The organism is Georhizobium sp. MAB10 (assembly GCF_045012825.1).
Lineage (GTDB): Bacteria > Pseudomonadota > Alphaproteobacteria > Rhizobiales > Rhizobiaceae > Georhizobium > Georhizobium profundi.
Window position 1 is genome coordinate 2511787 of the sequence record NZ_CP118314.1, and the last position, 24834, is coordinate 2536620.

Annotated in this window: 29 protein-coding genes; 16 read left to right on the forward strand and 13 right to left on the reverse strand. The window is 60.6% G+C overall.

Annotated elements, in window-relative coordinates; translation table 11 throughout:
• Positions 1-3: 3 nt before the first annotated feature.
• The 6 genes from PU133_RS11865 to PU133_RS11890 are packed head-to-tail and all read left to right on the forward strand — an operon-like array spanning position 4 to position 7253.
• Positions 4-405: a DUF6950 family protein gene (locus PU133_RS11865; RefSeq protein WP_404861869.1), complete on the forward strand. Its 402-nt coding sequence runs from the start codon at positions 4-6 to the stop codon at positions 403-405.
• Entirely contained in the window at positions 396-2567 is a 2172-nt protein-coding gene (locus PU133_RS11870) for a hypothetical protein (RefSeq protein ID WP_404861870.1), read from the forward strand. Before PU133_RS11865 ends, PU133_RS11870 begins: the two co-directional genes overlap by 10 nt.
• 8 nt (positions 2568-2575) lie before the next feature.
• A complete protein-coding gene (locus tag PU133_RS11875; RefSeq protein WP_404861871.1) occupies positions 2576-2716 on the forward strand; it encodes a hypothetical protein in 141 nt (46 codons plus the stop codon).
• Positions 2717-2728: 12 nt separating this feature from the next.
• Positions 2729-2986, forward strand: coding sequence for a hypothetical protein (locus tag PU133_RS11880; protein WP_404861872.1), 258 nt, complete (start codon positions 2729-2731; stop codon positions 2984-2986).
• A 25-nt stretch (positions 2987-3011) separates the two neighbouring features.
• Positions 3012-5810 carry a hypothetical protein gene (locus tag PU133_RS11885; protein WP_404861873.1) on the forward strand — a complete coding sequence of 933 codons (2799 nt, stop codon included), beginning with the start codon at positions 3012-3014 and terminating at the stop codon, positions 5808-5810.
• A 9-nt stretch (positions 5811-5819) separates the two neighbouring features.
• Positions 5820-7253 (forward strand): ubiquitin-activating E1 FCCH domain-containing protein, encoded by a 1434-nt coding sequence (locus PU133_RS11890; protein WP_404861874.1) that lies wholly within the window; start codon positions 5820-5822, stop codon positions 7251-7253.
• A gap of 229 nt (positions 7254-7482) precedes the next feature.
• On the opposite strand, the gene PU133_RS11895 is transcribed toward PU133_RS11890, so the two are convergent.
• The gene (locus PU133_RS11895; RefSeq protein WP_404861875.1) at positions 7483-7785 is read right to left on the reverse strand and encodes a hypothetical protein; all 303 of its coding nucleotides are present in this window, start codon (positions 7783-7785) and stop codon (positions 7483-7485) included.
• Between the two features lie 415 nt (positions 7786-8200).
• Positions 8201-8446: a DUF6894 family protein gene (locus tag PU133_RS11900; RefSeq protein WP_404861876.1), complete on the reverse strand. Its 246-nt coding sequence runs from the start codon at positions 8444-8446 to the stop codon at positions 8201-8203.
• A 130-nt stretch (positions 8447-8576) separates the two neighbouring features.
• On the opposite strand from PU133_RS11900, the gene PU133_RS11905 reads away from it, so the two are divergent.
• The 3 genes from PU133_RS11905 (at position 8577) to PU133_RS11915 (ending at position 10378) form a co-directional block, all read left to right on the forward strand.
• Positions 8577-9464, forward strand: a complete 888-nt coding sequence (locus tag PU133_RS11905; protein ID WP_404864518.1) for a glycoside hydrolase family protein — start codon at positions 8577-8579, stop codon at positions 9462-9464.
• Between the two features lie 85 nt (positions 9465-9549).
• The gene (locus PU133_RS11910) at positions 9550-10017 is read left to right on the forward strand and encodes a hypothetical protein (RefSeq protein WP_404861877.1); all 468 of its coding nucleotides are present in this window, start codon (positions 9550-9552) and stop codon (positions 10015-10017) included.
• A 1-nt stretch (position 10018) separates the two neighbouring features.
• Positions 10019-10378 (forward strand): hypothetical protein, encoded by a 360-nt coding sequence (locus PU133_RS11915; RefSeq protein WP_404861878.1) that lies wholly within the window; start codon positions 10019-10021, stop codon positions 10376-10378.
• A gap of 69 nt (positions 10379-10447) precedes the next feature.
• On the opposite strand, the gene PU133_RS11920 is transcribed toward PU133_RS11915, so the two are convergent.
• The 4 genes from PU133_RS11920 to PU133_RS11935 form a co-directional block, all read right to left on the reverse strand.
• Positions 10448-10909: a thermonuclease family protein gene (locus PU133_RS11920; RefSeq protein WP_404861879.1), complete on the reverse strand. Its 462-nt coding sequence runs from the start codon at positions 10907-10909 to the stop codon at positions 10448-10450.
• A gap of 147 nt (positions 10910-11056) precedes the next feature.
• The gene (locus tag PU133_RS11925) at positions 11057-11758 is read right to left on the reverse strand and encodes an outer membrane protein (protein WP_404861880.1); all 702 of its coding nucleotides are present in this window, start codon (positions 11756-11758) and stop codon (positions 11057-11059) included.
• A gap of 85 nt (positions 11759-11843) precedes the next feature.
• The gene (locus tag PU133_RS11930; protein WP_404861881.1) at positions 11844-12515 is read right to left on the reverse strand and encodes an SOS response-associated peptidase; all 672 of its coding nucleotides are present in this window, start codon (positions 12513-12515) and stop codon (positions 11844-11846) included.
• Between the two features lie 20 nt (positions 12516-12535).
• Positions 12536-12994 carry an MgtC/SapB family protein gene (locus tag PU133_RS11935; protein ID WP_404861882.1) on the reverse strand — a complete coding sequence of 153 codons (459 nt, stop codon included), beginning with the start codon at positions 12992-12994 and terminating at the stop codon, positions 12536-12538.
• A gap of 102 nt (positions 12995-13096) precedes the next feature.
• Here PU133_RS11935 and ligD point away from each other — a divergent pair, with 102 nt between their 5' ends.
• Positions 13097-14164 (forward strand): non-homologous end-joining DNA ligase, encoded by a 1068-nt coding sequence (ligD, locus tag PU133_RS11940; protein ID WP_404861883.1) that lies wholly within the window; start codon positions 13097-13099, stop codon positions 14162-14164.
• Positions 14165-14167: 3 nt separating this feature from the next.
• Here ligD and PU133_RS11945 read toward each other — a convergent pair whose 3' ends face one another.
• The 7 genes from PU133_RS11945 to PU133_RS11975 all read right to left on the reverse strand — a co-directional run bounded on the left by PU133_RS11945 (position 14168) and on the right by PU133_RS11975 (position 17728).
• A complete protein-coding gene (locus PU133_RS11945) occupies positions 14168-14488 on the reverse strand; it encodes a hypothetical protein (protein WP_404861884.1) in 321 nt (106 codons plus the stop codon).
• 303 nt (positions 14489-14791) lie between these two features.
• Positions 14792-15085 (reverse strand): hypothetical protein, encoded by a 294-nt coding sequence (locus PU133_RS11950; protein WP_404861885.1) that lies wholly within the window; start codon positions 15083-15085, stop codon positions 14792-14794.
• A 379-nt stretch (positions 15086-15464) separates the two neighbouring features.
• Positions 15465-15839 (reverse strand): hypothetical protein, encoded by a 375-nt coding sequence (locus PU133_RS11955; protein ID WP_404861886.1) that lies wholly within the window; start codon positions 15837-15839, stop codon positions 15465-15467.
• A complete protein-coding gene (locus PU133_RS11960) occupies positions 15836-16477 on the reverse strand; it encodes a hypothetical protein (protein WP_404861887.1) in 642 nt (213 codons plus the stop codon). Before PU133_RS11960 ends, PU133_RS11955 begins: the two co-directional genes overlap by 4 nt.
• Positions 16478-16634: 157 nt before the next feature.
• The gene (locus PU133_RS11965; protein WP_404861888.1) at positions 16635-16868 is read right to left on the reverse strand and encodes a DNA-binding protein; all 234 of its coding nucleotides are present in this window, start codon (positions 16866-16868) and stop codon (positions 16635-16637) included.
• 56 nt (positions 16869-16924) lie between these two features.
• On the reverse strand, positions 16925-17422 hold the full coding sequence (locus PU133_RS11970) for a helix-turn-helix transcriptional regulator (RefSeq protein WP_404861889.1): 498 nt from the start codon (positions 17420-17422) through the stop codon (positions 16925-16927).
• 24 nt (positions 17423-17446) lie between these two features.
• Positions 17447-17728, reverse strand: a complete 282-nt coding sequence (locus tag PU133_RS11975) for a hypothetical protein (protein WP_404861890.1) — start codon at positions 17726-17728, stop codon at positions 17447-17449.
• Between the two features lie 463 nt (positions 17729-18191).
• Between PU133_RS11975 and PU133_RS11980 the strand changes: the two genes are divergently transcribed.
• The 6 genes from PU133_RS11980 (at position 18192) to metG (ending at position 24800) form a co-directional block, all read left to right on the forward strand.
• Positions 18192-18686, forward strand: coding sequence for a hypothetical protein (locus tag PU133_RS11980; protein ID WP_404861891.1), 495 nt, complete (start codon positions 18192-18194; stop codon positions 18684-18686).
• Positions 18687-18940: 254 nt separating this feature from the next.
• A complete protein-coding gene (locus tag PU133_RS11985) occupies positions 18941-20065 on the forward strand; it encodes a septal ring lytic transglycosylase RlpA family protein (protein ID WP_404861892.1) in 1125 nt (374 codons plus the stop codon).
• Between the two features lie 120 nt (positions 20066-20185).
• Complete coding sequence (locus tag PU133_RS11990; protein WP_404861893.1) at positions 20186-21352, forward strand: D-alanyl-D-alanine carboxypeptidase family protein; 1167 nt, start codon at positions 20186-20188, stop codon at positions 21350-21352.
• Positions 21353-21475: 123 nt separating this feature from the next.
• Positions 21476-22150: a dTMP kinase gene (tmk, locus tag PU133_RS11995; protein ID WP_404861894.1), complete on the forward strand. Its 675-nt coding sequence runs from the start codon at positions 21476-21478 to the stop codon at positions 22148-22150.
• Complete coding sequence (locus PU133_RS12000; protein WP_404861895.1) at positions 22147-23193, forward strand: DNA polymerase III subunit delta'; 1047 nt, start codon at positions 22147-22149, stop codon at positions 23191-23193. The genes tmk and PU133_RS12000 overlap by 4 nt, the downstream gene beginning before the upstream one ends.
• A gap of 56 nt (positions 23194-23249) precedes the next feature.
• Positions 23250-24800, forward strand: coding sequence for a methionine--tRNA ligase (gene metG, locus PU133_RS12005; protein WP_404864519.1), 1551 nt, complete (start codon positions 23250-23252; stop codon positions 24798-24800).
• Positions 24801-24834 lie beyond the last annotated feature (34 nt).

The window sequence follows — 24834 nt, forward strand, 5'->3', positions numbered from 1 at the left end:
TGCATGACAATCGAAGAAGCTATCGCGGCCACGCTTGATCGGTGGGGCCGGGAACCTTTTGCGTGGGGTTCGTCCGACTGCGATCTGTCGATGGCCGACTATGTCCAGATGCTGACCGGCAAGGACCCGGCGGCGGCATGGCGGGATCGGTATCAGGATGAAATGGGCGCCAAAGCGTTCATCGGCTGCGCTGGTGGCAACGTCCACCTTGTGACGACCGGAATGGCCTCGATCGGCCTCGCGCCTGTCAGCGAGCCGCTACGGGGCGATGTGGTCGTGGTCGACACCGGAGCGATGCAGATCACCGGCCTTTATCTCGATCCATGGGTGGCTCTTCGCATGGAGGGCCGCCGGACACTTCGGACCAAGCGGTTCCCGATCCTGAAAGCGTGGCGATGCGTCTGAAGCTCTATGCCTATCTGCTGGCATCGACGGTCTTCGTACCGACGGAAGCCATGGCGGAGCCGATTTCGTTCGCGATCGTCTCGCTCACGGCATCGCTGCAGGCAACAGTCGGCGTGGGTGCCGCGAGCTTCCTAATCGGCGCGGCGAAGATTGTTGCGGGCGCTGCGCTTTCGTCACTGGTCGCCTCGGCTTTCGCAGATCGGCCATCGGCGCCGCCGCAAGAGGTCCAGGCGAATTTCGCGCTCGAGGTGCCGGACAGGTACATGGCCTATGGCGCCAACCGGATCGGCGGAAACCTTGCGCTTGCCGAGCAGAAGGGCGGCCAGCTCTCGAAGCTAATTGCTCACTGCGACAGCGAGGTCACATCGAACATCCGGTATTATCTGAACGACATCCGGGTGGTGTTGAACGGCAGCAATCAGGTCATCTCGACCGAATACCTGGTGGACGACGCGTTCCCGGTCATCACGATCGAGAGCAGGGCAGGGACAGTCACCCAGCCGGCTATGGCCACGCTGGTCGCGCGCTTCGACGAATGGACGACGGACCATAAAGGCGCCGGCATTGCCGACACGCTGATGACCATCGCAGCGATGAAGAAGGAGCTTCGGCCGCAGGTCTACCGCCACCGCGGCATTATCGGCATCGGCGAGCCCGACCTGACGCGCTTGGCCTACTGGGGCAGGGTCTACGATCCGCGGCTCGACAGCACGCGGCCGGGCGGCTCGGGCTCTCAACGGGTCACGAACCCAGCCACATGGGGTCCGGCGATGGGCAACCTGGCCCTCATGATCGCGACGCACCGGATCGACCCTGAGCGCTTCGCAATGGATCCGGAAGACGTCAACTGGGAGAACATCGCCCAGCAGGCCACCTACTGCGACGAGTTCGTTGTCGATCGCTACGGCGCGGACGTCCGGCGCTATCACGGCGGCGTCGTCATCAACAAGGCGCAGGAAACGAACATCGCGTCGGAAGACAAGATGCTCGCGGCCTGCGACGGCATACGGTTCGAAGACGAGGAAGGACGCTTCGGCATCCATGTCGGGCGCTATTACGAGCCGACCCTGACGCTCTACGATGAAGACATCTTCGAAATCGCCTCATCAGAGAGCGATGACGGCGAAACGGTCTTCACCCATCTCTATGCGAAATACACCGAGCCGGAGTTCGACTATAAGGCCACCGCCTCGGCACCCTGGATCAACACGGATATCTGGTCCGAAGGCGACAAGATCACGAGCAAGGAAGTCGAGGTCTACGTCGCGCAGCATCACAATCACGCTGTCCGGCTTCTGAAGGCTGCCGGCAAACGTTCCAGTTCTCCGCTGCGTCTCCAGCTGCTTGCGGGTCTCAGGGCCAAGCGAGCGCGCGTGGAACGGTTCATTCGACTGGATCTGGAAGATGAGACACTGTCGGGCGTCTACGAGCTGCTGAGTTTTGAGCGCTCTGCCGATCGCCTCACTGTGCCGCTTGGCCTGCTGAAGATCGAAGGCGACCCATGGAGCCTTGAGGATGGCGAGGAAGGATCGCGCCCCAACTTCTCGACGGCGATCGAGATCGACCCGAACATTCCGAACATCGCCGACGGCAACATGGTGATCACGCTGCTGTCGATCGGTAGCGGGGCGGCGCGCTTGATTGCTGACTTCCCGGTTCCAACGCGAGACGACTGGACGGTCGAGATCCAGCATCGCAGCGTCGGCGCTTCTGGATGGGAGAATTTCGACGTCGACACTGAAGACGGCACGGCTGCATCCGGCGCCGTGGCTGAAGGCGACACGCAAGAGGTCCGCTGGAGGGTGGTCGGCCTGTCCGGCAAGTCTTCGGGCTATTCCGCGACCCGCACGATCAACGTCATCACGAACCCGACACCACCGTCTCCGGTGGTCGATCTGGACAGCGTGATCGACGGTTCAGATGTGGTGCTGACATGGCGCGCCGCGAACGATGCGAACTATCGCGCTTCCCGTGTCTTCCGGGGCACAACGTCGACCTTCGGCAGCGCAACCCAGATTGCCGGCCCGTTCTTCGGGGTTGCCAACCAGACCGTGACTTACACGGACACGCCTGGCTCTGGCACGCGGTATTACTGGGTCGTCGCCTACAACCAGAGCAATATCGCGTCGATGCCGACGGGGCCTGAAGTGGTGACGATATGAGCCGCGGCATGGGTGACTTCCGCCGGCTCCTGCGGATGCAGGCGGAGAGCGAAGCTCGGGCCACAATGGCGATTGAGGCTGTGCGCTCAGACCTGACGAAGGCTGTTGCCGCTCTCGCCATAGCGCAGGAAGCACTGGCTACCCGCTGACAGGCTGTCGAATTGGGAGAGGCAACGGTCACCGTCGGTTCGACGCTGTCGGTCACCACTGCCGGCGCCAAGCGGTTCGTCGTGCCCTTCGCCGGGGTTCGGCCGACCGATGTGCTCTCGGCTCGCCCGCTGATCTATCTGCCGGATGGCTATGGCTTGCCGCAGGTGACGTGCCGCAATGCCGGCCAACTCGAAGTCCGCATCGCTGTCCCGACGCTCGCGCTCGGAACGCAGGTCCAAGTCTCGATGGCGATTACCGCCCTCCGCTGAATTCTCGAAAATCTGAGGTAATGCAATGGCTCTGCCTATTCGGCAAATCCTAGGCGGTAACCCGTATCGCGACGAGTACAAGCCCAAGAAGCGCGAGTTTCTGGAGTGGCTTGAGACCGTCCTCGGCAATCAGACGGGTGCCAACGCTGGAGCCTTGATCGTTCCGAGCAAGACGGCGCTCGATGCCTTGAGCCCGGCCGCGAACACGATGGCATGGGTCATCGGCGATCCTAACCCGAACCTGGATGGCGTCTATCAGCGCTCTGGCTCGACATGGGTCAAGCGCGGCCCGCTGCCCTACAACATCGTCTATCTGAACGACGATGGCGGCACAGCGAACGCGATCGAGGTGACCACGGCGTTCGGCCTGCCGTCGGCTGCCTTCGGCGTGCTGATGCTTCTGGAAATCCAGGAGGCCAACACCGGCGCCGTCACGCTGTCCATCAATGGCGCCGCTGCCAAGCCGCTCCGCTTGAGCAATGGCGACGCGATCGACGCGGGATACCTGCAGCCGGGCATGACGCTGCTCCTCAGCGACGCTGGCGCCGAATATCGACTGCTGACCTATGGCGACGTCGAAGCCGCTGTAGAGGCCGCCTATGAGCAGATCAGGGACGCTCTCGTCGAGGGCCTCACAGTCATCACGGCTGACCACAACCTTGGTCGATACGAGCGCGGCGTCTCGCTCCGGTCCGATGCCGATGAAAGCGTGCTGGTCACGATCGATGACGACTGGCCGGTAGGCCGCGAAGTCATCCTCGAGAACCTCACGCCGACGCAGGACAACGAAGAAGACGAGATCCTTCTGAACGTTACGATCCTTGGTGGCGAGAAGATCGACGGCACGGACGAAGACAACATCGGCTATATCCGCCCGCGCTCGCGCCATCGTCTGATCAAGACGCGCGAAGCATCCGGCGGCGACCCGGCGCTGTGGGAAGTCTCAATCCCTGAAACGGCCTATTTCTTTGATGCCGAGCTCTACCCGATCCAGATCGCGACGTTTGCCGAGGCCGACACGTTCTCCATCCCGGAATATGTGACGCGGGTCCGTGTCATGGATCGCGGTTGTCACTGGAAGCGCGTTGGGTCTGAGCCCACGCACGCCCTCAAGTTCCAGAACGGAACGCAGTGGTGGGAGATCGACGAGCCTGAAATCTGGCTCTCCATGGCCGGTGCCGTCCAAGACGGTGTGACTGATGACAGCCAGGCATTCAGCGACGCAAACTCGGTTGGCCGCAAGGTCCGTCTCGGCAGCGGCGTCACGCTTGTGGATGCCGCAACGGTCACGGCTCCGCACCCGTGGGTCTGCGAAGGTGATGCGCCCGGCAAGTCGTTCCTCAAGTTCACGAACATGGGTGGCTACGAGGGCCTGAACGGGATCGAGGTGCAGATCACCACGCCCGGCTCGATTGGGCAGGCGATCTTGGGTTCAGCTTCCAAGCTATCCAACTGCACGGTCTGGATTTCTGGTGAGAACGGAGCGTCGTTCATCAAGACGCCCCGCGCTCAGACGAACGTCTGGACGCGCGTCAAACCGGTCGTGAACCTTGAGAACGTCTATTTCCGAGGCGACAGCGCGGGCGACGCTGCTTACTTCGAGCTTTCGACGACCGCCTGGGAATGCGTTCTCGACTTGGGCGAAGGCGTCAATTACGCGCTCAAGCATGTCCATGGCGCCGGCAACTATGACTTCCGCCTAGAGCCGACGACTGAAGCCGTCCGGAGCAAGTTTATGCGCCTGGGTGGGGCTGAAGCTGGGCCTGGTGGCATTCTGACGCCGCTCTTCGATCATTGCTGGTTGCAGCACTACGGCACGGCGATTGACATCGGATGGCGCGTCATTCGTGGCCAGATGCACAAGCTCTCCGTTCATCTTTGCTGGAAAGGCCTTGAGAGCCTGAACCCGCAGGGCGGTGGAAATTGGGGTCTCGACGAGCTGGAAATGACCTCGTCTAACTTCAACGTGCAGAAGTCTGGCATCAAGGTCATCGGAAATACGGGCGGCATGACGTTCCGGGATGTCGATATCACCCGCGCGACCGGCGGTTTCAACCATGGCGAAGAGTGGGTCGGCATGGATATTGATACCGCCGTCAAAGTCACCCTAAAGGGCGGTCGCGCCTACAGCAACGGCACCGACGGCGAGTACACTGGCAATAAGATCGGATATCGCCTGAAGAGCGTCCGCAACCTGTTGGCCGGTGGTCAGTTGCTGCGAGCCAACTTCGCGAACCAGATGACCACGGGCATGCTGATTGAAAATCCCGGTAAGGGCGAGATCAACGGCCTCGGCATCGATGGCGATATCACGGACCTGATCGAGTTTGCCGGCACGCCTCTTGGCTCTGGCAGCGCGGTCGGCTTTACGCTTATGGGTGTGCCTGACGATCCGGCCATCATCAACGGCCTTCGGATCAAGTACTCCGGAACATGCACCCGCTCGCTGGTCCGGGATTTGAACGAAGCGTCTGAACGCGCTCCAAGTTCTCGCACGACGATATCGGCTGCCGGCACCACGACACTGACGTTCGGCGTGTCCACTGCGATCCAGCGCCTATCGGCAACGGCGGGTACCGGCGCTTACATCCACGACATCCAGTTCAGCAACACGGGCACTCGGTCGAAAGACACGATCAAGATCGATCTGAGCATCCAGAGCACCAATTCGACCATCCGCATTCTGGACCACACCGGCGCCGTTCAGGGGACCTATACGTCCCAAGGGACGGCGCGGAAGGACTACACCCTTGAGGTCGTCGCGCTCGATAACGGCTTCGCCCGGATGGTCGGCTCCACGCCCTTCATCACAAGCTACCTCTAGGAGCATCATATGCCCACACCCCTCGCATCCGCTCCTAGCGTCAACCGGCTTGGATCGGCGGCCTTTCGCAATTCTTCGCGCTTCTTGCCTTCCGAGCTGTGCCTTTCGCCGTTCCAGTTCGGCGGCAAAGGTGACGGCCTGCAGGATGACAGCGGCGCCATCAATGCCATGTTCGATCGCTTTCGCGAGATGATCGGCGGCGGGATCGAGCAGAAGTCGGCCGTCGAGATCAACATGTCCGGCGGCAAATGGCGGGTGAACGATACGATCAACGGGACGCTCATCACCGGCTGGAATTGGAAGATGACCGGCGGCTCGATCTACGGCCATTGCGCCGGCAAGCCGATCATGGACCTGTCCGGATCGCGCGGCTACGAAATGAACGGCGTGGGCTTCATCGGGGACAAGGACAGTATGCCGCGTTCCGCCTGGCAGGCCGCACGACTCGAAGAAAGCCAGTTCTGCGACAACGTCCAGTTCGCAGATGTGTCGACCAACGGGTATTTCTCCGAGGCCGCCTGGATCGCGTATGGCCAGGAGACAGCCAACCACCACCACTGCACCTATTTCAACAACAACCACGACGCCTATGTCGCGATCATCGAAGGCTTCGATGCTCACCCATTCATGTCCGAGTTCGGCACGGTGATCACGGGGCCGACGAGCAACATCAACATTTCGATGACGGGCAACTGCGACCTCCGCTATCTGCCGGCGGGCGACATCTTCGGCATCACGAGCGTGACTACCGGCGCCAACGCGGTGATCGGTTGCCCAGGCCATGAATTCGAGATCGGCGATCAATGCGTCTTCGCCGGCGTCAACGGCATGGAAGAGATGACCAAGGTCATCGCGACTGTGACGGCCAAGACCACCAACACCTTCACGACCAATGCGAACACGACTGGGTTCGGGACCTATGTCTCGGGTGGCGTGGCCATCCGCCGGCAGACTAAGCCCACGCTCTACATCGCCCGCGCCGAAGGGGTCAGCCTTCCCGATATCTATCTGGTCGCCTATGGACAGCCTCAGATCAAAGTCGGCTTTCCGGATGAGACCTTCCCGCGTCTCGAGATGCTGCACGCTCCCAATGCGCTGTTCGAAGGCTCCGGCAACGTCAACAACATCTATTTCGACACCGACGGCGTGCCGGCTGCGCAGATGCTCGGCTTTGACCTGCTCACCTACAACGCAAACGCGACACAGGCGCTGCTTGGGATCGGGACCGATTCACTGTCGTTCTATCGCCCTCGCATCCACAGCGTGAATAACCTTTGGGACCCAGCCCTAGTGCAGGAGCCCGACCAGTGCGCGATGTATGGCGGCGAAATCCTTTATTCGACACTCGCGCTTACCCGCTATTCCAACATGCAGTCATTCAATGGCGAGATCACTGAGTTGCTTGACGGCGAGACGCACACCATCGGCAAGACGGTCGTTTAGACTCCGGATATCAGGTCCATTCGTTTTTCGAGCATATTGTCGCAAGCGCGACTGAGGCTTGGGCGGCGGAGGCGCAGGCGTTCGTCGCTTGGCGCGATGAGATCTGGGCGGATGCCTATGCTGAGATGGACAAGGTGATGGCCGGTGAGCGGCCGGTGCCGGAGCTTGCGGAGCTTATGGCCGAACTGCCGGTGATGGTGTGGCCGCAGCCGGTGGCTGTTGGTCCGGATCAGGCAGTCGAGGAAACGCCATCCATTGACCCGGAGGAGGCCTGAGAACCGTTGCCGTTGCCATCAATGGGGCGTGTGCTTTCGCCTTGATCATCTCCGTCGGCTTCCCGTCCGAGGCCGAGATGGAGCTCGATGCCGATCTGCTTGCCGGATGGATCGAGCAGCCATCGGACAACCTCCACCTCATAGGCCTTTTCGGTGCCGTTAGCCGAAAACACCAGGAAGTCGCCGAGCCTTGGGAGTTCCGGCCATTCGACTTCCAGTCCAGGCTCATGGTCACGGCTATAGATCGACACTTTCATACTTAGCGCCCTGCGTTCGGGATGCAGACGGACTGCATGACATTGCTGATGGTGTGTGGATGAAAAGGGGTCGCGGTCGTTGCTGAGGGGCTGGAAAGGTGAGCCGCGACCCCGCGTCCCAAGGCGGTTGGGACATTAGGATCATCCCATCGAACGCAGTTATCGGCGCTAAAGTATGTTAAGGCCGCGATCAAACCGGGTTGCCCGGCGATCGCGGCCTCGGTCCACCGCATCGGTCGACCAGCCATGTCTATCACGGAACCTGTTCGTTTTATAAAGCTGCAGAAAGGGTCGCGGTGTCGGGGCTGGGGAGCCTGTGTGAGACCGCGACCCAGGCTCACCGATGGTGAAGCGCGCCCTATTTATCGAAAGCTGAGAGCGGGTCAATCAGTCCTGCGCACAGATGCAGATTTGGTCATTCAGGACCGCGAGCATCACTGGCGTTGAAGTCGACGCTGCACTCGTGAACGTAGTTTCCGGCTATGTCGCGGACCTTCATGACGAGATGCCTTCGCGCGCCATTGGGCAAGACTTCGCGAGTGACATCTCCAAGCGCGTCCGCTGCTGCGGCGCGAGCATCCGCTAAGTGCTCAAATTCGAGTCCAACGTCATCTTTGTCGGTCTTTCCTCCGTCGACGAGGTCGAAGAAGTATCTGGCCATCCGGCACCTCCTTAAGCACCGGGGCTCCCGTTGCTCTCATCCAATTTTTCCCAACGACAGTCCCAATCCGACCCTCGCTTGAATGTTCCCAACATGGAGAACTCCCATGCGCGTTGATTACGCCGTGGCGATGGAAGTCGCTGCGCATGAGGCGCTCGTGCGCCAAGCCTACAAGGATAGCGAGGGCGTGCTGACCTGGTGTGTCGGCATGACCAATGCGACCGGCCATCGGGTCGAGCGCTATATCGGCAAGCCGCAGACGCTGCAGCACTGCATGAACATCTATGCATGGGCGCTGACGAACTATGCGGAGCAGGTGAGGGAGGTCTTCAAGGACCGGCCTCTGACACAGGCGCAGTTCGCCGCGGCGTTGTCTTTCCACTGGAACACCGGCGCAATCAAGCGGGCGACGTGGGTCAAATACTGGCTACGAGGCGATGTCGAGCGAGCGCGTGAAGCCTTTATGAACTGGGTCACGCCATCGTCGATTGCAGCCCGACGCGGCAAAGAGCGCGACCTTTTCTTCGATGGAAGATGGTCGAACAACGGGACTATGACCGAATTCACTCGCGTCACGTCGCAGATGACGCCGGATTGGTCGAGCGGCAAGCGCATCAATGTCGAAGACGAGCTTCGGCTCGCTTTTGCCAGCACTCCGCAGGTTGTTGTGGATCAGGCTCCGCAGCCCGATGCCGTACCTCCAGCACCGACCCTCACGCCTGCCACAGACGATATCGTCGTCACCGAACCCGATCACACTCCAGCACCATCTCCAGCGCCACAGGAGCCCACCATGCCCGCGCCTACGCCATCGCCCGTCGAACAAGTCAACAAGGCTGTAGGGGCCGCCAAATGGGTGGGCGTGGCCTCTGCAATCTGGCTGGTGATCGTGAGCGCCGATGTCCTGCCTGATGCCTTCGCGTCGGCGGAATTCACGACCGCCGTCAACGGGCTCATTGCTGCGGTGGCTGCGGCGATCGGTGCCTACCGGGCGCCAAGGAATGCAGAGCCAAGCTGACAAGAGGGGCGGGGGCGCCATGAACCATCATCGTCACGAGGGAATGCCTGTCACCGGGGCGGGGGCTGCCGGAAAGGATATTCCAATGATCATCTTGAGAATCGCGGGTGGCATCAAAAGCCACTTCACGATGCGACTGTCCGAATGGCTGATGATCTACCCCGCCATTGGCATGTGGATCGCGCTTCAGCTTCAGCCCAACATGTTCCAAGTGTCGCCATCATTCAACGTCCTGGCCTCATGGGCGAACGAAATGGAATGGGCCTATCTGGTGCTTGCCTGCGGGATCACGCGCCTCTTGGCACTCACAGTCAACGGCACCTTTGCGAGCTTCCCGTACTCGCCACACATGCGCTTGATCGCGTCTCTGGTCGGCATCGCTTTCTGGTCGCAATTCGCCCTCGGCTTCATCATCGCCGCATTCCTCGGCACGGCCGCGCTCTCAGCCGTCATCGCCTACACCACGTTCTGCCTCGCTGAACTGGCCAACCTTTATCGCTCGTGGACCGACATCGGCGCCACATGGTCCAAACACGAGAGGCAAAGGCCGTGAGATGGATTGGTCGAATATCACGCAGGTCGAAAATGTAGCGAACGGCCTGCTCATCATCATCCTCGGCATCCTGTCGTGGCTGGGATGGAACCGCGGCAAGGGTAAAGGCCGGCCGGAGCAGACCGCAGAGATCGCCGGCGCCATCGTCGACAACTCTGCCTTGCTCAAGGTGGCCGCTGCGATCGAGGCTCAGACGCTCGAGATGATAGCGCATCGCATGCAGCAGAAGGATATCGCCACGTCCGAAAAGGACAATGCCAGAGCGATCGAGCGCGGCCTTCTGGCCATGACGAAAGAGATCGAGGATGCGAAAGACGAGATCAGGCGGCTCGGCGATTCCCTGACACGCCGGCCGCCGTAGCGCCTACAGATCAATCGAGAAAATCAACGAGCCCGCTGTCTCTCCGGAGGCGGCGGGCTCTTTTTGCGTTTACCGGCCACACCAGATGTTGCCATCATTGGGCCAGCGCTGCGCAAGGCCATCGGCGATCAGCACCTCGCCGGCATCCCGACCATCAGCCAGGCGAATCGTGGCGAGCTCGCGCCCATAGCGCCCGGATCGATCCAGCCACTGGATCTCATAGCCCCCGGCCATCAACTCCCGCAGTCGATCAGTGGCCAGGTGGCCGAGCGCTCTCTCTTGCTCGCATTCCGGCCGGCTGATCTCCGGTGTGTCGATGCCCTCGTATCTCCAGTTGCGGCCGCCCTCCCACCCGGTGTCACCGTCGACGAGGCAGGTCAGCCCGCGCTCGGCACGATTCGGCCCGGTGCAGTCGGGCAGCGTCATCGCCATGGTGATCAGTAGGGCTTCGAACATGGAGTTTTCCTGTGCTGGATCCGATGGCAGGTAGACCGCAGTCAGCTCGATCGGATCATCGAGAAGGTCAGCCATGTGAGCCATCGGTTGCATTGAGTAAGTCTGAAGAAATCTGGAGCCCTCTATCTCATCGGAGATGGTGGGCTTGATAGTTCTGCATCTGCACAAAAAAAGCCCGGCACGAGGCCGGGCTTTCGCTTGTCGAGGTCCCTGAAACAAGGATCAGAAGCGGAAGTTCACGCCAACCTTGACGGCATGGAAGCTCAGGTCTTCCGCAATCGAGACGCCGCCGGCGTTGAAAATCTCGTCGTCGCCGAGGTCGGTGTACGAATACTCCGTCTGGAACGAAATGGTGTCCGTGATGGCATATTCCACGCCAGCGCCGACTGCGAAGCCGTGCTTGACATCGTTGTCGGTCGAAACGCTACCGATACCGACTGCAGAGAGCGTCTGCTCAGTTTCGCCATAGGCATAGCCGCCGTGGGCGTAGATCAGAAGATCGTCCATTGCGAAGCCGGCGCGTGCACGGACGGTGCCAAGGTACTTCAGAGTGGATTCGGCCTCAACTGCACCGAAACCTGGTACGGACGCTGAGATTTCAGCTTCGTGGTTGGTTGCCGCAATGTCAGCGACTGCACCGAAGACGAACTGGCCGAACTGCTGATCGTAGCCGATCTGGGCGCCGCCAAGGAAGCCGCTGCCCGAAACGGAGAGATCGAGCGTGTCGACGCCGTCCGTTCCGCTGAAATCGTAGTCGCCGGTGGTCACGCCACCGAAGGCGCCGACATAGAAGCCGGACCAATTGTAGGCCGAAGCGACTGGTGCAGCTGCCGGTGCAGAAGGAACGGACATGATTGCGTCAGCGGCAAATGCGCTGGTGCCAAGTGCGAGAAATGCTGCCGCAGCAGCGATAAAAGTCTTCATGGTAAGCCCCCGAAGGATTGTCGATGGGGTCAGCTAAGACTTTCAACGCGATTCTGCTGTAACTTCCATGCAACACTGAGTTGCTTTAACTTGAAGCATGCACGTCCGAGCCGTCCTTCCGCTCACCCCGAGCGACAACACGCAGCGCATCATCGGGCAGGGGCCTTTGAAGCCCCGCCGCCTCGCTCCACTCCGCCCGCAGCCATACGTCCGCCTCTTCGGCAGTCGTCAAGATGACCGGCATGGCTTTGGGGTGGACCGCACCGACGACTGCGTTCGGTTCGCAGGTCAGGAAGCCGTAAAGGTCGGCATTGATCTCGCCTTCCTTGACCTTCCTGGTGCTGGTCCAGTTCGTCCAGATCCCAGCGAACATCATCAGCGGCCGGCTCTCATCGGCTGCAAACCAGACGGGCACCTTCTTGCCGTCGATCGTGTCGTATTCCGAGAAGCTGGTGAATGGCACAAGGCAGCGGTTCGCAGGACCGAGCCAGCGGCGCCAATGCGGGCTCTTCACGTTGCGGATGTTCGTCACACCGCTGTCGACCTTCTTGCCCTTCAGCACAAATTGCGGCGACGGCATGCCCCATCGCGCCATGACAAGCTCACGCGCGCCGTCAGCTCCGTTACGTACGATCGGCGCCGGATAGTCTGGAAAGATGCCGGGCAGGGGCGGGAGGTTGCCCGTCTGATCGCGCATTGCACGGGCAAGTTCGATGATCGCGGCTTGGCCCTTGGTGAGTGAGTAGAGATTGCACATGAAGGCGATGATGCCCTGCTTCAGTCGGTTTTAGGAGTAGGCTTCAGCGACGTCAGCGCGCGAAGCGTAAAGAACGTCACGATCGAAATGACAAGTGCGATGTCATAGGTGCCGAGGCCAACAGCAACGCCAATAGCGCCGGTCGCCCAAAGGCTCGCGGCTGTTGCTGTTCCCCTTACTGAGGCTTTGACGACCAAGATTGCACCGCCTCCGATAAACCCGATGCCGGTTATGATGCCTTCCACAACCCGCGCCGTCGCCTCGGGACTTCCTTGTGTGACTGTCTCAGCCGCCTGAAGGAAACCACAGGCAGCGATTGCAACGAGCGGGAATGTCCGAAGCCCAGCGCTGCGCTCAGTCCTCTCGCGATCCCAGCCGATAGGCAGCGCCAGAATGTAGGCTATGCCGAGCGCGAACAGGTGAGGGAGTATGTCGAACTCTTCACCTCTTGCTACGATTTCAGACCAGATCGCGTCCATGCCTTGTCATCTCCTCCTATGCGTGGCGAGCAGAACTCGGCAGGCACCGCATGGTTCATCGTGGCAGGCTAATTCTTAATCTTGTTGCCGCCTAATCGACAGATGGCACGCCGAACCACGAAACCACCACGCTCTGTCGGATTAGACGCTGATCCGGGCCTTGTTGCGCGCAGCAAGCCGCGGCGGCCACGCGATCCATTGCAGCCGCAGCTGCCGTTTGATCCATTTCCGGAGCGGATCGAGCCGTGCCTCGCGTTGCTCGCTGCCTCACCTCCCGACGGCCCTGGCTGGGTTTTTGAGGTGAAATGGGATGGCTATCGGCTAGCCCTGCATCGAAACGGCGACCAGGTCAGTATTTTGACGCGCGGCGGCCACGACTGGAGCCACCGCTTTCCTGTGCTAGTTCAGGCGCTGCGAGATATAGACGTCAATTCCATCGTGCTCGACGGAGAGGCGGTGGTTTTGGATGAGCACGGAAGGTCAGACTTCAACGCTCTCCAGCGTTCGCTGGGCGGCCGTGGCGGCAAGCGCGTCGCGGGTGGCGAGGTGATCTTCTACGCGTTCGACCTGCTCTACTTCGATGGGCACGACATGACCCAATTGTCTCTGGAGGAGCGACGCCACCGACTCAAAGGCATCTTGGGTGACGGGAGCGGCGCGATCCGGCTTTCTGAAGAGGTTGAGGCTGATGGGGCCGCCTTTCTCCAGGTCGCGTGTCAAATGGGCTTGGAGGGCATCATCGCCAAGCAGCGCGATCGACCTTATCGGTCAGGTCGTAAAGGCGATTGGCTTAAGATCAAATGCGTCCAGCGTGAGACCTTCCTCGTGGTCGGTTATGAGCCGTCAACAAAGGTGCGTGGCGCGATTGCTAATCTGCTGCTTGCCGCGCTCAAGGATGGGCAACCGGTTTACGTTGGTTCAGTCGGCACTGGCTTCTCCTACGAGCAGGCCGTGTCGTTCAAGAAGCTTCTCGATTCGATGAGGGTAGCCGCTCCGAGCATTTCACTGAAGCGGAAGGGCGCGGTCTTCGTCCCGCCGAAGCTGGCTGCTGAGATCGAGTTCCGTGCCTGGACCGGCGACGGGAAGTTGCGGCACGCGTCATTCAAAGGGATGCGCGATCCGGAGGATCACATCGAGGTGTTCAGCATCGATGACGTCGAGAAAGCCTGAAGTTCAGCTTAGTAGCCAGTAGAGGCCCGCAATGGCCAGTGCGGTCGAGGCAAAAGCAACCACTGCAGCTTTCTTCGTCGATATGCCGCCGTTGTCGTTGGTGGCAACATATTCCAGATCGGCGAACGTGATCTCATCGCGACTGTCGCCTTCCCGGGCGGCCGGATCATAGGTCATCTGTACAGTGCGGACCTTCAGAGCAGTGGATCGCCGTTCCGGATTAGCCATGTTGCCGCCAGTGATCGGTTCAAACTCCTGATATGCTAAAGGCGATGCCGGCGCAGACGCCATAGCCACATGGTTCGGCAACTGCGCGTGGAACATTCACAAGTCACAGACAATCTTAACCCTGCCGTTGAAAGTGTCGCGTTTATCGGAACAGTGCCGTGTACCATTGGTTCTGGTCGTAACTGGGACCAGAGGACGGCCCTACGACATGACAGCAATAAGCTGGACGACCTTTCGAGGATTGTACCGCGCGACCCTGTTGGGCGTCGCTGCTGTGACTTCCGCCGCCCTTGTTGGCATGACCATGGCATCAAGCATTTCGCCGATGTCGGATCACGATCGCCACGGAATTCTCCTCACCATCCTGCGTGCGCTTATCGACTGCTGCCGCCGCCACCTTCATTTGCCGTAACGCTCAGCTTCAGGAAATTTTGCCGACTTGCCGGTCGCCAGCGCCATGGCTCTTTCGTATGCGCTGTCTGCCGATCGCGCCAGGGGTGTGGTGGATCCCGTTGCGGCTGCCGGGCTCGGGTTTTGGCTCGTGAGCGCCTTCCGCAACAGCGCGATGTGTTCCGGGTAGAACACCTTCTTCGTGCCGCGGCGCTCATAATGCGGGTGCCGCTTCAGCGTGTCGACGAGAAACCGTCGAGACACGCCGAGCAGGATCGCCGCATCATCCATCCCGACCGGCACGAGGCCCTGTGCCCAGTCCGGCAGAGGGCGTTCGTTCTTCGTTGGATGCCTCTTGAGTGTGGGGTGCCCCGATGGCGGGTTGCGAGTTGCTCCCAGAACGTCAAGCTCGGCTGAGCCGCTGCGCTGAACTCTGGCTTCTGAGACCCAGCCTCTTCGATGTATCCCACCATTTCGCTGCAAAGCTTCGCGGCGTCAGACGAAGAGATCGAGCCATTCTTGATCAACAGACCAAGCAAGAGATCGAACGAAAGTTTGGATTCCCACTCGGCAAGCGCAGCTTTGCTGGTCTCAGTCATTGATCGATCCCCCTCAGGTTGAGCCCGCAACTCTACGTTGGACTAGCCGCGGAGCACAAGGAAAGCGTCCTAGGGTTTTCCCTTCAGGCGGCCCGCCCATTCAGCCGAGCCCACTGCCGGTGCCCGGCCAGAACAGCTTGCGCCTGCCTGTTTGCCCGCTCAAGCGCTTCCGGCGTGATCCATGCCCGGAATGCCCGGTAGGCCGCTTCACCCGCCGCAGCCGCCTCGCGCGTCGTCGGTGCGTCACCTTGGCAAAGCCCCGGATAGAGTCCGACCACACCCGGAGCCAACAGGATCCAGTGCCAGTCAGTCGGCACTCCGGTGCTGTCATTGTTCCGGATGATGTTCAAGACCGGCGCTTCGCCGAAGGTCTCCGGGTCCAGCGCGCGAAAGAATTGATCGCTGCCTGGATATGATCGGCGCCACTTGAGGCTCAACCATGGTACGGAATCATTCATTCGACTTCCTCATCCGACCTAAAAAGCCCGCGCACTCGCTCTAGCGCACCACTATCTCCGAGTTCAAAAACTGTCCGGAAGATGGTTGGTTCATCGCTTGTAAAGGCGTCGGCCATCGGACGGGTCAAAGTCGCCACGGTGCCATCGTCGGAGATCGTGCCGTTCGTCTCGATAATCTCCGGAGCGGTGACTGAAAAGCGCAAGACGCGCCCAGACAACCTGGCCAGAAACATCTGCTGCATCATCTCGGCCATTTCCTCGTCCTGTTCGGAAGGAGGTTCGTCTTCTTTCAACGAAGGCAGGTGGATCGTCAGGGTAAAGCGACCGTTGTCGTCAGAGAGCATAGCAGTTGGCGGGTCTTCAGCCGTCGTTGTCGCCGCCTCGGCGACTGCTTGGATAACCTGCTGCATCTCGCCAGTCATCTCGATGGTACAGACCAGGTCCGCTTCGACCGTGCTCTTGGTGACCGTCTTTTCAACCTCACCGGTAGCGACGACCTCTTCATCACAGAACGGCTTTCCGTCACGTTCGGTCATCGCGACGACTGCTGCATCCATGACAATTTTGCCGGTTGCTGCTGCGTTTCCGTCCGCTTCGAATTCGAAATGCTGCTCGAATTCAAAGCAACCCGTGAGCATGAGTGGCAAACCCACCATAGCTGCTATTGAGCATGCCCGTTGCTTCCACATCCCCTATACCCCCGGTTGCGTTGGCCAGAGTGGCGCAGTGCCAGAGATCGCGCAAGCGGGTTTGAAGGCTTGGCGCCTGTACGGATGTCCAGATGAGTATGGAGGATCAGACTTGTGAGCGCGCCTTCGCACGAGCATCCAGCCGCGCCTGGAAATCGCTCGCATCGATCGTCTGCGACTGGGTGGTCGACCGGCCGCCTGCCACAATCCGCGAGTTTGCAACGCTCTTCCTTGCGAGCATGAACGCTTCAATGTCCGTGGGATCGTAACGCCTGGTGGGGCGGTTGCCGCAGCCGACATTGACGAAGGAGATGTGCCCCTGGTTCGCCAGATCGCGCAATTGCCGATCGGAGATAGCCAGAAGTTCCGCGGCTACCTTAGGGGTGAGAAGTGGCCTCACCCGCCCAGCTCGCGGGCTGCTTTTCGGCCCTCCAGGGTCAACATATAGCTGTCGACCCGATCGGGAAATTTGACTTGATTTTTGATTTTAATGAAGCCGCGTTCTTGAAGTCGCTGTTCGGTATCGATCCCGCAATGGATCTTAGAATGATGGACCCAAACACCCTCTTCGTAAGCGAGCAGCTCTGATAGCGCTCTACGCTCTCGCTGGTTGGGATCAGGGGGTAGCGTCGATCGATCTTTATTAATTTCGTTGAGCCAAGCTAATGAATCGATCGACTTGACCTCGGTAGAACCTTCCGTCGGCCATTCGTTCAGATACGCCTCTACTTCGGAAACGAGCCATAGCTTTCGCGTGTGCCAGCGACGCGGCTGCGGCAGCACTCCCTCGGCCACCATCGCATCAATGCTGCTAACACTGACGCCGATTGAGAGGGCCAGTTCGCTGCGACTAAAGGCAAGGCGCTGAACGCTGAGGAATTTGGACTTCTGCATTTCTAGTTCATCGGTTCTAGACGGTTACGGCTCGACCGGACCAGACACGACGATGTCTGCAGAGCTATCGCCTGGGCTCAACCGCTCGATAATGACCCTTATCTCGAACGCATTGTCATCACGCTTGATCCCGACTTTACGAGCGTCGAACGCGTCGAGAAGCGCTTCAGGTTCCGCTGTCACAGTCCCATCAGCGGCGACCATGTGGCCACTCATGCGGGATGTGATCTCGTATCGAACTGCGCCGCCCTCATGCCCATCAATGATGAACGTGCCAGACCCACGAATTGTACCGATCTGCGACATGGATCCTCCAGCATTCGTAAAGCGCAAGAGAACGCACAACCGGGTGGGGGTCAATATGGAGACCCGATGGCAAAGCTGACGTTCACTCAGTAGAGGAACATCAAAAGAACAGCCTGCTACCATTTTGCTACCGAACTCGGTAGCACAGGCCGATACAGAGAGGGACGAAGCGGACAACGGGGCAGGGGACTGCCTGATTTTTAGGGCTTTCGTGGCATCATACGGTATAGGCCAATACGCCTCTAACCGAATTTCAAGACCGGTGCCTTAAACCGCTCGGCCACCCCTCCGAGGGATGCGATGGTTGCATCTGCGTCGCTAGCGAACGTGGAACGATCGCCTGCGCAGTCCGAGCATCGGCGCTTCTAGCGCGGGGCCAATGGCTGCGTCAATGGCTGCTGTGCTGCGCTTGAAGCCGGTTTGTGATCCCTAAAATCGCCTTTATGTCAAAAGGCAAGAAAAAGTGACCCGTCTGGCCTGCAACGATGTCGCTCACACTGAACCGTTTGCCTTGAGACTGCGTTTTGAAGATCAGACAGCTCAACCTGATCTGGAGACGATGATGAACACGTTGAACAAGCTGGCCGCCTTTGCGGCCCTATCGAGCGTCGTGCTCATGAGCGGCGCTTCGGCCCAGGAAGCGGTCGAAGGCAGTGGTCTCGAGGCATTAATTTCCGGCAAGCGGGTCTACCTGTCGACGCCGTACGGAGGCGAATTTCCGTTGATTTACAATGCGGATGGCACTGTAACCGGTGATGGAACGGAGCTTGGTCTCGCCCGGTTCTTTGCTCCGCGCGAGACCGGCAAATGGTGGGTGGAGGGCGCCAATCTCTGCCAGCAATTTCCGACATGGTATCGCGGGGAGGTCTCCTGTTTCACCATCGAAAAGACGGGCGACACGACCATCACCTGGGTTCGCGATGACGGACAAAGCGGTAGTGCCCGCATAGAAGGCTGAACATATCACAGTGGATTTCCCGAAGGGCGCGGTCGCGAATGTGGCCGCGCCTTTCTCATTTCTGCCATGATTTGCCAGGATTTAGGCGCCCGAGGACGTGGGGACGTTGTGTTGTCTGGCCGTGGCTGTATCTTACGGCGCGCGGCGGCAGAGATTGCGGGACGAGAGGCGGCTTGACCTATTCAAAAAGACCAGCTGGTGCGGGGGCGCATCGGGACAGCAACGGTAGCGCGCAAGCAGCACCGTTTCGTTCGTTGGGCGCGAGCCGCGTCGTCACCCTCTGCTTCCTCGGCCTTTCCACGGCGGCGTGCACCACCACGGGTGACACCACAGCCACAACACAGCCGGTCGTCCAGCAGGCCGAAATCGATACGGCGCCGCCATTCACCGAAGCTGAGTATGGTGTGCCCGCCAGCACGCGGGTGACCACGGCGCTCGCTGTTCCCAAAGGCGGCGGTCGGGAGTTGATCGGCAAGCCCTACCAGATCGCCGGTAAGTGGTACACGCCAGCCGAAGATCCCGATTACAATCGCTCCGGCCTCGCTTCCTGGTACGGCCCGAATTTCCATGGTCGCCGCACGGCGAATGGCGAGATCTACGATCAATACCACCTGTCGGCTGCACATCCGACGTTTCCTCTGCCGAGCTACGCCCGCGTGACGAACGAGAAAAACGGCCACTCCGTCATGGTTCGTGTCAACGATCGTGGTCCTTTCACGCGCGGCCGGATCATCGACGTCTCCAGCAAGGCTGCCGATCTTCTTGGTTTCAAGAATGACGGCGTCGCCAACGTCAATGTCGAGTATGTGGGGCCTGCGGAGCTCGATGGTCACGACATGCCATTCCTGATGGCCTCCTATCGCCGTCCAGGCGAGAGTGGCCCGACGGTTGCTCCGGAAGGCCAGATCGCTTCTGGCGTCATGCTGGCGATGAACAGCGGCGCTGCGAGCGGCGTGCCCGGCGTCATGAGCGACGCCCAGATGGCGCAGCAGCAGCTTCTTCAGCCCGTCCCGGTACCTGCCGCATCTGACGCCATGACTGCAGCGCCTGTCGCGCAGCAGGCCGAAGAGACGGTCGTCGCCGCTGCGGCTCTCGCGCCGGCGCAAGCTCCCGAAGCAACGGCTGCGCCTGCCGCGGCACCCGTCGGCAGCGAAGCGATAGCTGTCGTCCTGTCGTTGCCCGAGATCGGACCGGTTCTGCCCGAGCGTCCTTCCTTCGAAACTGCGAAGACGGAGCGCGTCTCGGTATCGGCCTATGCGGAGAATCGCCTGCAGGCTGCTTCCGGTGCCTTCGAGACGGTTCTGGTGGACGATGACGCAGTGCTTTCCGTGGAAACGATCATCGGCGCCTGGAAAAACCGGGTGACCAGCGGCCGCTGAGGCTCGCTGGTCCAGTTGTTACCCACAAATCGGAAACGTATCCCGAGGATTCATTGATCGGGGTCGTTGCGCTTGCTACGCTCTTCCTCGGTAGGGATGCCTTTGGACTGGGGTGGCGGCATGGTTCGTTCGACCAATGATTTCGCACGTTTGATCGGTTTCAGCGTCATCTTGCTGGTGGCATGCATGGGCTTTGCGCATGCGCAGCTTTTCGAAACGCGCGCAAAGCAGGCCTATCTGGTCGAGGCGGAAACGGGCACGGTTCTCTACGCCAAAAACGAAAACGAAGCCGTTCCACCCGCATCCCTCGCCAAGCTCATGACCATGGAACTGGTCTTCAGCGCCATCAAGTCAGGCCGGCTCACGATGAACGACGAATTCGTCGTCTCCGAAAACGCCTGGCGGACGGGTGGGGCCATTTCCGGCACATCGACGATGTTTGCGGAACTCGGCTCCTCCATCCGGCTGGAAGACCTCATCCAGGGCGTAATCGTCCAGTCCGGCAACGATGCGTGCATCGTGATTGCCGAAGGTATGGCGGGTTCGGAGCCGAATTTTGCGGGGCTGATGACCGAGCGTGCCCGGCAATTGGGGATGGAAACATCGGTCTTCGGCAACTCGACCGGTCTGCCCCATCCCGATGCACGCGTGACGATGCGCGAGCTCGTCATTCTGGCGCGCCACATTCAGGCGGCTTATCCGGAATATTACCGCTTCTATTCGCAGCCCGATTTCACCTGGAACAACATTCGCCAGTCGAACCGCAATCCGCTGCTCAACGCCAATATCGGCGTCGACGGCCTGAAGACCGGGTATACGGAAGAATCGGGTTACGCGATCGTCTCCTCCATCGACCGCGATGGCCGGCGGCTGTTTCTCGCGATGAGCGGCATGGCGACCGAGCGCGAGCGGGCCGAAGAAGCGCGCAAGATCCTCGAATGGGGGATGCGGGCCTTTGAGCGCCGCCCGGTCTTTGCAGCCGACGAAGTCGTCGGCTGGGCGAGTGTCTATGGTGGAGATGGCGGTTCCGTGCCGCTGAAAGCCAAGGGGCCGATCGACATCTTCGTGCCTGCGGCCAATGCTGACCGGCTCTCTGCGCGGATCGTCTATGACTGGCCGCTTCAAGCGCCGCTGGAAGAGGGCGCGCAGGTCGGTCACCTCCGCGTCTGGATCGGCGGGACACTGAGCCAGGAAACGCCGCTCTATGCGGCCGCTGCGGTCGGTAAGGGGCCCATTCACCGGCAGGCTCTCGACGCGCTGCAGGAATTGCTGCTCGGCTGGATGTAGCAACATCAACGCGACGAGGCGTGTCTAAAGGCGGTTCACCGACGCGTGGAATTCCTTTAAGACACCCGGCATCGGCTCGGTCTTCCGGGTTTGCCACATGAACTTCTGCAGGTAACGCCCATCTTGTCCGAACGCCGCGGCATATTCATCACGTTCGAAGGCGGCGAGGGCACCGGCAAGTCGACACAAGTCCGAGCTTTGAAGGAAACGTTGACTGAGCGCGGCTATGACGTGCTCGCAACGCGGGAACCGGGCGGGTCTCCCGGGGCAGAAGCCGTTCGGCATGTGCTCCTGTCCGGCGCCGCCGAGGAATTCGGCATACGCATGGAGGCGACACTCTTCGCCGCGGCCCGCAGCGACCATGTCGAGGAGATCATCCGGCCGGCTGTCACAAAGGGGATGATCGTCCTTTGCGATCGCTTCATGGATTCGACGCGGGTCTACCAGGGCGTGACAGGCAATCTCGAGCCGCAGTTCGTCAAGGCGCTCGAGCGGATCGCGGTCAACGGCATGATCCCTGACCTCACCATCGTCATAGACGTTCCCGCAGCGACCGGCCTCGAACGTGCGGCGCTGAGAGCAGGGGGCGAGGCCGCACCGGACCGCTTTGAGAAGGAGACGGTCGCGACGCATGAGATGCGGCGTCAGGCTTTCCTCGATATCGCGCGCGCAGAACCGGACCGCTGCAAGATCGTCGATGGAACGCGGCCACTTGTCGAGGTGACGGCAGACATCCTCGCGCTGGTCGATCTGCGATTGGATCAGATGGACCGCTTCCTGGGGAGCGCCCGATCTTGAGTTCGGACGCTGACGAGCTTGATGGCGGGATCAGCCCGCGTGAAAATACCCATCTCGTCGGGCATCATGATGCAGCGGCGTTTCTTGCGCAGGCCTATCGCAGCGGCCGCATCCATCATGCGGTGCTGATCGAAGGTCCCGAGGGGATCGGCAAGGCAACGCTTGCCTTTCACTTCGCGCAGCATGTGCTCACCTATCCCGATGCGGCGAAAGCTCCCGAGCGGCTTGCCGTGCCGGATCCCGTATCTGCAGTCTTTCGCCAGGTGGCGGCGGGCGCCTCACACGATCTGATGCATCTCACACGTCCGGTGGACGAAAAGACAGGGCGTGTGAAAAGCGCGATCACTGTCAACGAGGTTCGTCGGGCAGGGCGCTTTCTTCAGCAGACATCCGGAACCGGCGGATGGCGCATCGTGATCGTCGATCCGGCCGACGACCTGCATCGGTCAGCGGCGAACGCCATCTTGAAGATGCTGGAGGAGCCGCCGGCACGGGCGATGTTTCTCGTTGTGTCTCATGCACCCGGCAGACTTCTGCCGACCATCCGTTCCCGATGCCTGACGCTTCGCCTGACACAGCTGTCTCCAGAGGACGTCGTGGCAGGACTGCGTCGGCTACCTGTCGGCGCCAGTCTCGACCCTGGGAAGCTCGAAAAGGTCGCCCTGCGGTCCGAAGGCAGTCTGCGCCGCGCGATCATGATGCTGAACTATGGAGGGCTGGATCTGATCGACGCCCTCGAGAAGCTTCTGCAAGCGGGCAAGGATGCATCACGTCGCGAGATGCACGTGCTTGCAGACACGCTGGCCGCAAAGGAGCGCGAGGAGGCCTACGGTTTCTTCTGCGACTATGCACTCGCACGTCTTGGTGACATGGCGCGCCAGTCCGGTGTTCAGGGCATGACGGCGCGTGCGGCCAGGCAGGCAGAGGCGGCGGAGCGGGCCTCGCGCGACTTGCAGACGGCGCAGGCCTACAATCTCGACCGGAAGCAAACGATGCTTTCACTGCTGGGCGTGCTGATCGAGGCCGCTCAGCCATGGCCATGACGGGGCTTTTGCCCTAAGACGCCACAAACGCAATGGAACCGCTCGATCCCGACGCCATGAACAAGAACAATCGCTTCTACATCACGACCGCCATTTCCTATCCGAATGCGAAGCCGCATATCGGCCATGCCTACGAGCTGATCGCAACCGATGCGCTGGCGCGGTTCCAGCGCCATGACGGAAAGGACGTTCTGTTCCTTACCGGCACGGATGAGCATGGCCAGAAGATGCTGCAGACCGCGCGCAAGCTGGACATGGACGTGCAGGAGCTCGCAGACCGGAATTCTTCTGAATTCAAGAAGATGGGCGCACTTCTCAATGCGTCGAATGATGACTTCATCCGCACGAGCGAAGAGCGTCACCACGCCGCTTGCAGGGACATCTGGAAACGGATGGAGGCTGCGGGCCACCTCTACAAGGACGTCTATTCCGGCTGGTATTCCGTCCGCGACGAAGCCTACTACCAGGAAAGCGAAACCGAGTTGCGCGCCGACGGCCAGCGCTACGGACCGCAGGGGACGATCGTCGAGTGGGTCGAGGAGGAGAGCTATTTCTTCAAGCTTTCGGCCTTCGCCGAACCGTTGCTGCAGCACTATGAGCAGAACCCAGACTTCATCGGCCCGGCCGAGCGCCGCAACGAAGTGATCTCCTTCGTGAAGGGAGGCCTCAAGGACCTCTCCATGTCGCGCACGACGTTCGACTGGGGGATCAAGGTTCCCGGCGACGAGCGGCACGTCATGTATGTGTGGGTCGACGCCCTCACAAACTACCTCACTGCAACCGGCTATCCGGATGAAAACAGTGAGAGAGCGGGCTTCTGGCCAGCCGACCTCCACATCATCGGCAAGGACATCATCCGCTTCCACGCCGTCTATTGGCCGGCCTTCCTGATGTCGGCAGGTCTGCCTTTGCCGAAGCGCGTCTATGCGCACGGCTTCGTCTTCAATCGCGGGGAGAAGATGTCGAAATCGGTCGGCAATGTCGTCGATCCGGTCGATCTCGTCACGCATTTCGGGTTGGATCAGGTCCGATATTTCCTGCTGCGCGAGGTGCCGTTCGGGCAGGACGGCAATTATAGCGAAGAGGCGATCGCGACGCGCACCAATGCCGATCTCGCCAACGATCTCGGCAATCTGGCCCAGCGGTCGCTGTCGATGATCGCCAAGAACTGCGAGGGCAGGGTGCCGGTATGCGGCGAACTCTCGGCCAACGACCGCGAGATCCTTTCGGCTGCCGATGGGCTTCTGGAGCCGGTGCGCGAGGACATGAACACCCAGGCCATCCACAAGGCGCTCGGCCGCGTATTCACGGTCGTTTCAGATGCCAACCGCTATTTTGCAGGTGAAGAACCCTGGGCACTGCGCAAGACCGATCCGGCACGCATGGAAACGGTGCTGTATGTGACGATCGAAGTCATCCGGCAGGTGGCGATCCTCTGCCAGCCGTTCATGCCGCAATCGGCCGCGAAGCTTCTGGATCTCCTGGCGGTGGGCGAAGATTCGCGGGATTTCGCGCAGCTCGGCGATGCCGGACGTCTGGTGAGCGGCACGGCCTTGCCAGCGCCATCGGGTGTCTTCCCGCGTTACGTCGCGCCCGAAGGCGTCTGAGCGCCGGATCGTTCGAAATCAGCATGAGGCGTGG

Bases quoted from the DNA above. Each gene is read 5' to 3' on its own strand.
- PU133_RS11930 (WP_404861881.1), bottom strand. From the start codon at position 12,515: ATGTGCAATCTCTACTCACTCACCAAGGGCCAAGCCGCGATCATCGAA.
- PU133_RS11905 (WP_404864518.1), top strand. From the start codon at position 8,577: ATGGAAGTCGCTGCGCATGAGGCGCTCGTGCGCCAAGCCTACAAGGAT.
- PU133_RS11915 (WP_404861878.1), top strand. From the start codon at position 10,019: ATGGATTGGTCGAATATCACGCAGGTCGAAAATGTAGCGAACGGCCTG.
- PU133_RS11935 (WP_404861882.1), bottom strand. From the start codon at position 12,994: ATGGACGCGATCTGGTCTGAAATCGTAGCAAGAGGTGAAGAGTTCGAC.
- PU133_RS11970 (WP_404861889.1), bottom strand. From the start codon at position 17,422: ATGCAGAAGTCCAAATTCCTCAGCGTTCAGCGCCTTGCCTTTAGTCGC.
- ligD (WP_404861883.1), top strand. From the start codon at position 13,097: ATGGCACGCCGAACCACGAAACCACCACGCTCTGTCGGATTAGACGCT.
- PU133_RS11955 (WP_404861886.1), bottom strand. From the start codon at position 15,839: ATGAATGATTCCGTACCATGGTTGAGCCTCAAGTGGCGCCGATCATAT.
- metG (WP_404864519.1), top strand. From the start codon at position 23,250: ATGAACAAGAACAATCGCTTCTACATCACGACCGCCATTTCCTATCCG.
- PU133_RS11900 (WP_404861876.1), bottom strand. From the start codon at position 8,446: ATGGCCAGATACTTCTTCGACCTCGTCGACGGAGGAAAGACCGACAAA.
- PU133_RS11925 (WP_404861880.1), bottom strand. From the start codon at position 11,758: ATGAAGACTTTTATCGCTGCTGCGGCAGCATTTCTCGCACTTGGCACC.
- PU133_RS11870 (WP_404861870.1), top strand. From the start codon at position 396: ATGCGTCTGAAGCTCTATGCCTATCTGCTGGCATCGACGGTCTTCGTA.
- PU133_RS11975 (WP_404861890.1), bottom strand. From the start codon at position 17,728: ATGTCGCAGATCGGTACAATTCGTGGGTCTGGCACGTTCATCATTGAT.
- PU133_RS11885 (WP_404861873.1), top strand. From the start codon at position 3,012: ATGGCTCTGCCTATTCGGCAAATCCTAGGCGGTAACCCGTATCGCGAC.
- PU133_RS11865 (WP_404861869.1), top strand. From the start codon at position 4: ATGACAATCGAAGAAGCTATCGCGGCCACGCTTGATCGGTGGGGCCGG.
- PU133_RS11875 (WP_404861871.1), top strand. From the start codon at position 2,576: ATGGGTGACTTCCGCCGGCTCCTGCGGATGCAGGCGGAGAGCGAAGCT.
- PU133_RS11920 (WP_404861879.1), bottom strand. From the start codon at position 10,909: ATGGCTGACCTTCTCGATGATCCGATCGAGCTGACTGCGGTCTACCTG.
- PU133_RS11890 (WP_404861874.1), top strand. From the start codon at position 5,820: ATGCCCACACCCCTCGCATCCGCTCCTAGCGTCAACCGGCTTGGATCG.
- PU133_RS11910 (WP_404861877.1), top strand. From the start codon at position 9,550: ATGATCATCTTGAGAATCGCGGGTGGCATCAAAAGCCACTTCACGATG.
- PU133_RS11990 (WP_404861893.1), top strand. From the start codon at position 20,186: ATGGTTCGTTCGACCAATGATTTCGCACGTTTGATCGGTTTCAGCGTC.
- PU133_RS11895 (WP_404861875.1), bottom strand. From the start codon at position 7,785: ATGAAAGTGTCGATCTATAGCCGTGACCATGAGCCTGGACTGGAAGTC.
- PU133_RS11960 (WP_404861887.1), bottom strand. From the start codon at position 16,477: ATGCTCACGGGTTGCTTTGAATTCGAGCAGCATTTCGAATTCGAAGCG.
- PU133_RS11945 (WP_404861884.1), bottom strand. From the start codon at position 14,488: ATGTTCCACGCGCAGTTGCCGAACCATGTGGCTATGGCGTCTGCGCCG.